The 10,896-nt window shown below is 70.8% G+C and carries 8 protein-coding genes; all 8 read left to right on the top strand.

Translation table 11 applies throughout. The features are described 5' to 3' along the window. The first annotated feature begins 276 nt into the window (after positions 1-276). Positions 277-2,037, top strand: coding sequence for an AbeC-like domain-containing protein (locus ABT004_RS34200; protein ID WP_351344960.1), 1,761 nt, complete (start codon positions 277-279; stop codon positions 2,035-2,037). Next, entirely contained in the window at positions 2,024-2,389 is a 366-nt protein-coding gene (locus ABT004_RS34205; protein WP_351344963.1) for a hypothetical protein, read from the top strand. Before ABT004_RS34200 ends, ABT004_RS34205 begins: the two co-directional genes overlap by 14 nt. Then, a complete protein-coding gene (locus ABT004_RS34210) occupies positions 2,386-3,213 on the top strand; it encodes a serine/threonine kinase C-terminal domain-containing protein (protein WP_351344966.1) in 828 nt (275 codons plus the stop codon). The genes ABT004_RS34205 and ABT004_RS34210 overlap by 4 nt, the downstream gene beginning before the upstream one ends. Positions 3,214-3,437: 224 nt before the next feature. Continuing rightward, positions 3,438-4,940 carry an aldehyde dehydrogenase family protein gene (locus ABT004_RS34215; protein ID WP_351344969.1) on the top strand — a complete coding sequence of 501 codons (1,503 nt, stop codon included), beginning with the start codon at positions 3,438-3,440 and terminating at the stop codon, positions 4,938-4,940. A 141-nt stretch (positions 4,941-5,081) separates the two neighbouring features. Next, positions 5,082-6,623, top strand: coding sequence for a GMC family oxidoreductase (locus tag ABT004_RS34220; RefSeq protein WP_351344972.1), 1,542 nt, complete (start codon positions 5,082-5,084; stop codon positions 6,621-6,623). Further along, on the top strand, positions 6,623-7,897 hold the full coding sequence (locus ABT004_RS34225; RefSeq protein WP_351344975.1) for a quaternary amine ABC transporter ATP-binding protein: 1,275 nt from the start codon (positions 6,623-6,625) through the stop codon (positions 7,895-7,897). Before ABT004_RS34220 ends, ABT004_RS34225 begins: the two co-directional genes overlap by 1 nt. Then, complete coding sequence (locus ABT004_RS34230) at positions 7,897-9,864, top strand: ABC transporter permease (protein WP_351344977.1); 1,968 nt, start codon at positions 7,897-7,899, stop codon at positions 9,862-9,864. Before ABT004_RS34225 ends, ABT004_RS34230 begins: the two co-directional genes overlap by 1 nt. Before the next feature lie 13 nt (positions 9,865-9,877). Beyond that, positions 9,878-10,843: an ABC transporter substrate-binding protein gene (locus ABT004_RS34235; protein ID WP_451189821.1), complete on the top strand. Its 966-nt coding sequence runs from the start codon at positions 9,878-9,880 to the stop codon at positions 10,841-10,843. Positions 10,844-10,896: the final 53 nt, after the last annotated feature.

Genomic DNA, 10,896 nt, shown 5'->3' on the forward strand with positions numbered 1-10,896 from the left:
GGCCTTCGTGGGGTCGTTGCTGGTGTTGGTGGCCGTGCGGGCGGCGGGGGGTGGCGGGGCCCTCTTGTTTCCGTTCGCCTCGGGGGGCCGGCCCCTCGGACATCCTGATGTCCGAGGGGCGGCCGCTTTTCCGTGGCACCCTCACACACCCGACGCACATCACGCGGAGTATCCAGTTCTGCTTGTCACTGTGACGTCCTATGCTTCTCCTTCATCAACTGCCGCACGAGAACGGGCAGTTCGAACAGTCATCATCGATGGCATCGGGGGAGTCGTGTGAGCACCGCCTATGTACCGCAGCAGTCGCCGTCCGAGGCCGACGTCGGGGCGGTGGGGCCGCCCCCGCCCGCGAAACCGCCGCACGCCAGCGAGGCCACCCGGCTGCTCTGCGCCGGCGCCTATCTCGACCAGGGCTACCGGGACCGGGTCATCGAACAGCTGCATCTGTACGAGCAGCGCATCGTGGCCCCCTCGCTCGGCTTCGACGCGGCCCGCGTCCTCGCGCACGCGTTACGCGCCCGACGCATCGAAGTGGCCTGGTCCTGGGCCGTGCTCGGCCTGTGGGTGGTGGGCCTGCCGCTGACCGGCTACTGGATCCTCGTGTTCCTGCTGCCCTCCGCGCTGCTCGCGCTCGGCGTCTGGATCCGCGGGCCCGGCGAGCGGCCGCCGGTCTACCGCCGGGTGGTCGCCTGGTACGTGCGCTGGTGGGGGCGGCTCCTGCTGGCGATGCTGCTGCTCACCACCGTGTCCATGGTCCTGGGCGGTGGCGAGGACCAGTACGACAGCGCCTCCTACGAGACCCGCTCGGCCCTGTACGACATCCTGCCCGACTTCCTGAGCTGGATGATTCCCCAGGGCGCCGGCTCCGACGACACCCTGAACGGCTGGCTCACGCTGCTCCTGCTCGCTCTGATCGCCGCGTGCGTGGGCGCCCAGCGCAGCCAGTTCGCCCGCGCACTCGGCGCCGAGCTGTCCGAGGCGCGGTTCGGGGACGCGACGGCCGACCCGGCGGAGAGCGCCGAGGGGACCCGCTTCCAGCGGGTGAAGCGGCGGATCAGGGTCGAGCAGCACGCACCGCTGATCATGTACCACGCGGTCCGGCCGTTCTGCGGGGCGGGCGCACCGGTCGACACCTGGACCCTCGCCGTAGAGCTGCGGCCCGACGGGATGAAGAAGCAGCAGCCGCTCAACAACCGGAAGATCCTGGAGCAGATCCGCCCGCTGCTCGAACAGCTGCGGCTGCCCGCCGAGTTCGCGGGCACCACCGTGCGCGACCGGCTGCGCCGGCTGGAGATCGACGAGTGCGTCTTCCTGCCCGCCGAGGGCCTCACGCACCGGGAGGACGCCCCCTACCAGCCGGAGGCCTACGAGGAGCACCGGGCGCGGTCCGTCGAGGAAGGCGCGGAGAAGCGCCGGCACTTCCTGCGGATCCGGGTCGGCGGCTGGGAGGAGGAGCTGGTCGTCACGGTCTTCGTCCGCGTCCACACCCAGGGCCGGATGCTGATGCTGGAGATCGCGCCGCACGTCCTCGCCCCGGTGCGGGAGCCGTTCCAGAACGCGGACCGCACCGCCCACCAGTTCCGCCACAACAACCCGCTCGGCAAGGCCGCCTGGGCCTTCGCGCGGGTGGCCGGCTCTCCGGTGCGCTCCCTCGTCACCATCGGCCGCTGGGTCGGGTACGGCTGGCAGGTGCTCACCGGCGGGCACGGGAGCGCGCTGCCGGACGGCCCCGCCGTGTCGGTGCGTGAGCTCGGCTCGGAGGGCCCCGGCTCGCAGTTCCAGCAGATGGACGTCGAGCGCTACCTCAAGTCGATCCAGGACCGCATCGCCAACGGAGTGCTCCACGCGCTCGCCGAATCCGGCTACCAGACGGGCGAGTTCGTCCAGAAGATCGTGAACATCAGCAGTGGCGGCGTGAACATCGACCGGGTCGAGGACTCCACCTTCGCCGTCGGTTCGCACGCCCGCGCGACGTCGGGAGCGGCTGACGGCGCCACCCAGAAAGAGAAGGGAACCGACGACCATGGCGGCGAATGACGAGCCCTCGGTCTCCATCGGTGACGTCCACGGCAGCACCTTCGCCATCGGCAGCCACGCCCACGCGGAGAGCCACACGAACAGCGCACCGCAGGACGACGAGGTGATGCGGGAGCTGCTCGAGGCGGTGCGTGCGCTCCGCGCGGACCTGCCGCGGCTCCGGGACGAGGACGGACAGCTGCGCACCCTCGACGCCGAGCTCGCCGAGACGGAGGGTGAGATCACCCGCACCGGGCGCGCCCCGGCGAGCCGGATCGAGCGGCTGCGCGCGCTGCTCGGCGACTCGCAGGCGGTCGTCTCGCTGCTCTCGTCGGCCGGCACGGTGGCCGCGATGCTGGGGAACCTGAGATGAGCGGACGCCACTGGAACGAGGAGACCCAGCGCTGGGAGGAGGCGGGCTCGGGCCCCGGCGCGGTGTCGTCGCCGCCCCCGCCCCGGCCGGAGTACGCACCCCCGGAGCCCTGGCCGGGACCCGAGATGCCGGGCCCGCCCGCGCCGGCGCCCGGCCGCACCCGGCGCTTCGCCCTCGTGCTGGTGGGCGCGGCCGTGCTCGGCGCCGCCGTCGCGACGACGGTGGTGCTGCTCGGCCGCGGGGAGGAGCCCGGACCGGATCCGAAGCCGACCGGGACGTCCGCGGCGCCCACCAGCTCCGGCCCGGAGCCCACTCCGACTCCCACACCCACACCCACCGGTTCGTCGGACGACGAGCTCCCCGCCGGCTACCGGCAGGTGGCGGACGCGGCGGGCTTCGCGCTCGCCGTGCCCGAGGGCTGGGACCGCAGCGAGAGCAAGCAGGGCGTGTTCTACACGTCCCCCGACGAGTCCTCGCTCATCCAGGTCTTCACCATCACGGAGCCCGACACCACACCGCTCGAATCGCTCCGGGTCGCGGCCGGGGATCTCGAGGCCAGACTGGCGAAGGACGGGTACGAGGAGGTCTCACTGGAGGAGACATCGGCTCCCGAAGGAGCCTCGGAAGAGGTCACCGACGACGCGGCCGAACTCGTCTACGCGTACGACAGCGAGAAGCTGGGCGCGCGCAGAAAGGTGGTCGACTTCTCGTTCACCGCGCAGGACGGCACGCAGTACGCGGTGCTCGTCGCGGCCCCGGAGTCCGAGTGGCCCGGGCAGCGGGACCGGCTCGCCACCGCGCTGTCGCGGTTCGCACAGGAGTGAGCGGACGCGGGCGGCAGGCACCCCTCTCACACGGCGCCGCCGCCCGCTCTCACGCAGCGTCGCCGCCCGCTCCCGCGCGGTGTCGTGACACAGCGCACTTTCGTCGCTGTGGGGGCATGCTTGCCATGCGCCGGGGCAGGGGCTTCCGACGTCACCGGAGAGAGCGCCGAAAGGGCGTTTGCGGTGCTCGGGGGACATTCCCGGAACGGAAGGCGAAGCAGGTCGTGTCAGTACAGAACACCATCCATGTCGACGGAGAGTGGCGCGGGGCCGCAGCAGGGGCCACGCGCGAGATCCTCGACCCTGCGGATGCCAAGCCGTTCGCCGTGATCGCCGAGGGCGGTACCGAGGACGCGGACGCCGCGATCGCCGCCGCCCGCAAGGCCTTCGACGAGGGCCCGTGGCCGACGACGCCCGTCGCCGAGCGCGCGGCCCTGCTGCGTCGCGTCGCCGACCTGCTCGTCCGGGACCGCGAGAAGATCGGCCTCCTGGAGAGCCGGGACGCGGGCAAGACCGTCGAGGAGGGCCGCGTCGACGTCGACTGCGTCGCCGACGCCTTCCGCTACTTCGCCGACCTCGTCATCGGCGAGGGCGCGGGCCGCGTCGTCGACGCCGGGTCCGACGACATCCACAGCGTCGTCGTGCACGAGCCCGTCGGCGTCTGCTCCATGATCACGCCGTGGAACTACCCGCTCCTGCAAGCGAGTTGGAAGATCGCCCCGGCGCTCGCCGCGGGCAACACCTTCGTCATCAAGCCGAGCGAGATCACGCCGCTGACGACGGTCGTCCTTGTCGAGCTGCTGGTCGAGGCCGGGTTGCCGCAGGGCGTCGCCAACATCGTGACGGGACCCGGCGCCACCGTCGGCGCCCGGTTCGCCGACCACCCCGACGTCGACCTCGTCTCCTTCACCGGCGGCCTGATCAGCGGCACCAAGGTCGCGCAGGCCGCGGCCGTCTCCGTCAAGAAGGTCGCCCTCGAACTCGGCGGCAAGAACCCGAACGTCGTCTTCGCCGACGCGTGCGAGGCGGACGAGGACTTCGACACCGCCGTCGACCAGGCGCTCAACGCCGCGTTCATCCACAGCGGCCAGGTCTGCTCCGCCGGCTCCCGGCTCATCATCGAGGAGTCCGTACGCGAGCGCTTCGTCGCCGAACTCACCCGCCGCGCCGAGAAGATCCGCCTCGGCCGCGGCACCGAGGAAGGTGTCGAGTGCGGCCCGCTCGTCAGCGAGCCGCAGCGCGCCAAGACCGAGGACTACGTCGCCTCCGCGCTCGCCGAGGGTGCCGTGCTGCGCTGCGGCGGCAAGCGCCCCGAGGCGTCCGAGGCGCGGCCCGCCACCGGCTACTTCTACGAGCCGACCGTCCTCGACCAGTGCCACCGCGAGATGCGCGTCATCCGTGAGGAGACCTTCGGTCCGATCCTCACCGTCGAGACGTTCCGCACCGAGGACGAGGCCGTGGCGCTCGCCAACGACACCGAGTACGGCCTCGCGGGCGGCGTGTGGACCACCGACGCGGGCCGGGCCCGCCGGATGGCCCGCCTCCTGCGCCACGGCACCGTCTGGATCAACGACTTCCACCCCTACCTGCCGCAGGCCGAGTGGGGCGGGTTCGGGAAGAGCGGTGTGGGGCGCGAGTTGGGCCCCGCCGGGCTCGCCGAGTACCGGGAGAGCAAGCACGTGTACCAGAACCTGGCGCCCAAGCCCGTCCGGTGGTTCGCGGGCTGACCTCGCCCACCCGTTCCTGAACGACTCGGGGCTCTGCCCCGGACCCCGCGCCTCAAACGCCGGCGGGGCTGGAATTTCCGCTGGGCCGGAATTGCCAGCGGGCTGCAAAGGCAGCCGGATTACTTGGAGTTGAGCAGAGCAATGTCTGAAAGCACCTACGACTACGTCATCGTCGGTGGTGGCACCGCGGGGTCGGTGATTGCCTCACGGCTCACCGAGAACCTGGATGTCACCGTCGCCGTCATCGAGGGTGGCCCCAGCGACATCGACCGCGACGACGTGCTGACGCTGCGCCGCTGGCTCGGCCTGCTCGGCGGCGACCTGGACTACGGCTACACCACCACCGAGCAGCCGCGCGGCAACTCGCACATCCTGCACAGCCGCGCCAAGGTGCTGGGCGGCTGCTCGTCGCACAACACGCTCATCTCGTTCAAGCCGCTGCCCGGCGACTGGGACGAGTGGGCGGCGGCGGGCGCCGAGGGTTGGGACCACAAGGCGATGGACCCGTACTTCGCCAAGCTGCGCAACAACATCGTCCCGGTCGACGCGAAGGACCGGAACGCGATCGCGAGCGACTTCGTCGAGGCCGCTCAGGCGGCGACCGGTGTGCCGCGCGTCGAGGGCTTCAACAAGGGCCCGTTCAAGGACGGCGTCGGCTTCTTCGACCTCTCGTACCACCCCGAGAACAACAAGCGCTCCAGCGCGTCCGTGGCGTACCTGCACCCGCACATGGAGGCGGGCGACCGCCCCAACCTGACGCTCCTCCTTGAGACTTGGGCGTACAAGCTGGAGTTCGACGCCTCGGACGAGGGGCTGCGGGCGCGCGGCGTGCGCGTGCGAGGCAAGGATGGTGTGGAGAAGCTCATCTCCGCGCGCACCGAGGTCCTCGTGTGCGCAGGCGCCGTCGACACACCGCGCCTGCTGATGCACTCCGGTATCGGCCCGAAGGCGGACCTGGAGGCCCTCGGCATCCCGGTCCTGCACGATCTGCCGGGCGTGGGCGAGAACCTGCTCGACCACCCGGAGTCGGTCATCGTCTGGGAGACGAACGGGCCGATCCCCGAGAACAGCGCGATGGACTCCGACGCGGGCCTGTTCATCCAGCGCGACCCGGCCGCTTCCGGTCCTGACCTGATGTTCCACTTCTACCAAATCCCGTTCACGGACAACCCGGAGCGCCTCGGCTACGAGCAGCCGGAGCACGGGGTGTCCATGACGCCGAACATCCCCAAGCCGAAGAGCCGCGGCCGCGTCTACCTGACCAGTGCGGACCCCGAGGTCAAGCCCGCCCTCGACTTCCGTTACTTCACGGACGAGGACGACTACGACGGCAGGACCCTCGTCGACGGCATCAAGATCGCCCGCGAGGTCGCCAGGACCGAGCCGCTGGCCGGCTGGCTCAAGCGCGAGGTCTGCCCCGGTCCCGACGTCACGGACGACGAGGCGCTCAGCGAGTACGCGCGCAAGGTCGCGCACACCGTCTACCACCCCGCGGGAACTTGCCGCATCGGTGCTGCGGGCGATGAACTCGCCGTGGTAGACCCCCAGTTGAAGGTCCGCGGGCTGCAATCCATTCGTATCGCCGACGCGTCCGTCTTCCCGACGATGCCCGCGGTGAACCCGATGATCGGGGTGCTCATGGTCGGGGAGAAATGCGCCGAACTCCTGGGTGGTGATGCGTGATGAGTACGACTGTGTCTCCTGTGGATGCCGGTGAGCGGACCGATTCCGGGTCCGAGACCGTGTTCGCCGTACGTAATCTGTGGAAGGTCTTCGGACCGAAGGCCGACCGCGTGCCGGAGCAGACCGAGCTTGCGGACCTGAGCGCCGCCGAGCTGCGGGCGAAGACCGGCTGCACGGCCGCCGTGCGCGATGTGTCGTTCGACGTGAAGCGGGGCGAGGTCTTCGTTGTCATGGGCCTGTCCGGCTCCGGCAAGTCGACCCTCGTACGCTGCCTGACCCGGCTCATCGAGCCGACGTCGGGACAGCTGGAGATCGACGGCGAGGACGTCCGCGGCATGGACAAGTCCCGCCTGCGCGAACTGCGTCGGCACCGCGCGGCGATGGTCTTCCAGCACTTCGGGCTCCTCCCGCACCGCACGGTCCTCGACAACGTCGCGTACGGCCTGGAGATCCAGGGCATGGGGCGTGCGGAGCGCCGCGCGAAGGCGATGGAGGTCGTCGCGAAGGTGGGCCTGGAGGGGCTGGAGGCGCGGCGTCCGGGGCAGTTGTCCGGTGGTCAGCAGCAGCGTGTCGGGCTGGCGAGGGCGTTGGCCGTCGACCCGGAGGTTCTTCTTTTCGACGAACCGTTCAGCGCGCTCGACCCGTTGATCCGGCGGGACATGCAGGAGGAGGTCGTGCGCCTGCACCGCGAGGAGGGCCGCACGATGGTCTTCATCACGCACGACCTCCAGGAGGCGCTGCGGCTCGGCGACCGGATCGCGTTGATGCGCGACGGTCGCGTGGTGCAGCTCGGTACGCCCGAGGAGATCGTGGGCGCGCCCGCCGACGACTACGTCCGCGAGTTCGTCCGTGACGTGCCGCGCGAGCAGGTCATGACCGTACGCAGGGTCATGCGGCCCGCGGATGCGGACGAGGCGGATCGGGGGCCGTCGATCGGGGCGGGGGCGACGGTTTCGGAGGCGATCGAGGCGGTGGCTTCCAGCGGGTTTGCGGTGCGGGTGGTGGAGGGCGGGGAGTGTGTCGGCGTCGTCGACCATGAGCGCCTGCTGGGGGTGGTGGCGGGTGTGAGTCCTGAGCCCGGCACCGGTCCTACGCCTCGGGGCTCCGCCCCGGACCCCGCTGCTCAATCGCCGCAGGGGCTTGAAAAGCCCGATTCGCCGGCGGGGCTTGAAAGGCCTGCTCAATCGCCGCAGGGGCTTGAAAAGGACGAGGGTGCCGATGAGGAGGCCCCCGCCCCGGGTGACCGGAAGACCGAGGGCACGGAGACCGACTGATGGCTACCGCCGTAACGGCCGTTTCGGCCAAGGGTGCGGGGGAGCGGCCGCGGGCCCTCTGGCGTAACCGTCCCCTGGGCAAGATCGTGTTGCTTGTTGTCGCCGCGGCGATCCTCGTTCCGCTGGCCATCGCCAAGTGGCACAACGGGACCTGGCCGCACGCCCTGACCGTGGACCTCGCCGAACCCCTCGGCGACGCCACGGACTGGATCATCGACAACCGGGACAGCCACCCGCTGTTCCTGTACTTCTTCGGCTACATCAGCAACGCCGTGGTCATCTCCGTACGCGCCGTCTACCTGGTGCTGCTGGCCGCGGGCTGGGCCGGAGTGACGGCGGGCGCCGGGCTCATCGCCTGGCGCGTCGCCGGCTGGCGCCTCGCCGCGTCCACCGTGATTGCGTTCCTCGCATGCGGCGCCCTCGGTATGTGGGTGCCCACCATGCAGACGCTCGCGCTCATGGTGATCGCCGTGCTCGCCTCGGTGATCGTCGGCGCCCTGCTGGGCCTCGCCGCGGGCCTGAGCGACACCATGTACCGGGGACTGCGTCCGGTCCTCGACACCATGCAGGCGCTCCCGGCGTACGCGTACCTGCTCCCGGTCGTCCTCGTCTTCGGCATGGGCGTCCCGGCGGCCGTACTCGCCACGGTCGTCTACGCCGCCCCGCCGATGGCCCGCCTCACCGCGCTCGGCCTGCGCTCCGCGGACGCGGGCGTGATGGAGGCGGTCACCTCGCTCGGCGCCACGGCCCGCCAGCGGCTGCTCTCCGCCCGCCTCCCGCTGGCCCGCAACGAGCTCCTCCTCGGCCTCAACCAGACCATCATGATGGCGCTGTCCATGGCCGTCATCGCCTCCGTGATCGGAGCCGGCGGCCTCGGCGACCGCGTCTACCAGGCGCTCGCCTCCGTCGATGTCGGCGCCGCGCTCGCGGCCGGCATCCCGATCGTGCTGCTCGCCGTCGTCCTCGACCGGGTCACGGCCGCGGCCGGGGCGCGGATGGGCTCGCACGACACGGCGCCGGCCCCGTGGAAGTGGGGCGTGGTCGCGCTCGGCACCGTGGTGGTCGCCCTGGTGGCCCGCTTCGTGGACCGCCTCGACTGGCCCGACTCCTGGGTCGTGAACATCTCCACGTCGGTCAACGAAGCGGTCGACTGGATGACCGACCACCTCTACACCGGCGTCCCGTACATCGGCGGCACCGCCGACTGGGCCGCGCACTTCACCACGGGGGTCCTCAACCCGGTGCGCGACGGCCTCACCTGGCTGCCCTGGTGGTCGGTGCTGCTGATCGTCGCCGCGCTCGCCTGGCTGATCGGCACCTGGCGCACCGCGCTCACCGCGGTCCTCGCGATGGCCGCGATCGGCGTGCTGGGAGTGTGGAAGCCGTCCCTCGACACGCTGTCGCAGGTCATCGCCGCGGTCCTGGTCACCCTGGTCCTCGGCGTCGCGGTCGGCATCGGCGCGGCCCGCAGCGAGCGCATCGAACGGCTGCTCCGCCCCGTCCTGGACGTGTTCCAGACGATGCCGCAGTTCGTGTACCTGATCCCGGTCGTCGCCCTCTTCGGCGTCGGCCGCGCCCCGGCCGTCGCGGCGGCCGTGGTCTACGCGCTCCCCGCCGTCGTACGCATCACGACACAGGGGCTGCGACAGGTGGACCCGGCCGCGATGGAGGCGTCCCGCTCGATGGGCGCGACCACGTGGCAGCAGCTGCGGCAGGTCCAACTCCCGCTCGCCCGCCCGGCGTTGCTGCTCGCCGTCAACCAGGGCGTCGTCCTGGTCCTCGCCGTCGTCATCATCGGCGGCCTGGTCGGCGGTGGCGCGCTCGGCTACGACGTGGTGTTCGGCCTCGCGCAGGGCGACCTGGCCACCGGCCTCGTCGCGGGCGCCGCGATCGTCTGCCTGGGCCTGATGCTGGACCGGGTGACGCAGCCGACGGGACGCCGTACGAGCACCGGAAAGGAGGCGTGACATGCGAATCGACATGCGAACTCGCAGGGCATTCACGGCGGTTGCGGGATCGGTCGTCCTCCTCACGGCCACGGGCTGCGGCGCGGCCGACATGACCAAGCAGGCCTCCCCGTACGCCAACGCGCAGGGCGCCAAGACGGTGACCCTCTCGGTCCAGTCCTGGGTCGGCGCACAGGCCAACGTGGCGGTCGCCCAGTACCTCCTGGAGCACGAGCTCGGCTACCGGGTCGACACGGTCCAGGTCGACGAGGTGCCCGCCTGGGACGCCCTCAGCCAGGGCCGCGTCGACGCGATCCTGGAGGACTGGGGCCACCCCGACCAGGTGCAGCGCTACGTCAAGGACAAGAAGACGATCCAGCCGGCCGGCGGCCTCGGTGTCACAGGACACATCGGCTGGTTCGTCCCGACGTACTTCGCGAAGAAGCACCCCGACGTCACCAACTGGAAGAACCTCAACAAGTACGCCGACCAGTTGAAGACGGCGGAGAGTGGCGGCAAGGGCCAACTCATCGACGGCTCCCCGTCGTACGTCACGAACGACACGGCGCTGGTGAAGAACCTGAAGCTGGACTACCAGGTCGTCTTCGCCGGTTCGGAAGCCGCCCAGATCACGCAGATGAAGCAGTTCGCCAAGCAGAAGAAGCCGTTCTTGTCGTACTGGTACACCCCGCAGTGGCTGACGCAGCAGGTGCCGATGACGGAGGTGAAGCTGCCCAAGTACAAGGAGGGCTGCGACGCCGACCCGAAGAAGATCACCTGCGCCTATCCGACGACGCCGCTCCAGAAGTACCTCAACACGGGCTTCGCCAAGAACGGCGGCGAGGCGGCGCAGCTCCTGAAGAACTTCAAGTGGACGACGGAGGACCAGAACCAGGTCTCCCTCCTCATCGCCGACAAGAAGCTCACGCCGGAGGCGGCGGCCAAGAAGTGGGTCGACACCCACCACTCGACGTGGAAGAACTGGCTCCCGAAGAAGTAGCCACTCCTCCCGTCCGTGCGCCGAGGCCCCGCCCGCATCCCGCGGCCGGGGCC

It is taken from the genome of Streptomyces sp. NPDC002790, assembly GCF_040295505.1.
Taxonomy (GTDB): Bacteria; Actinomycetota; Actinomycetes; order Streptomycetales; family Streptomycetaceae; genus Streptomyces.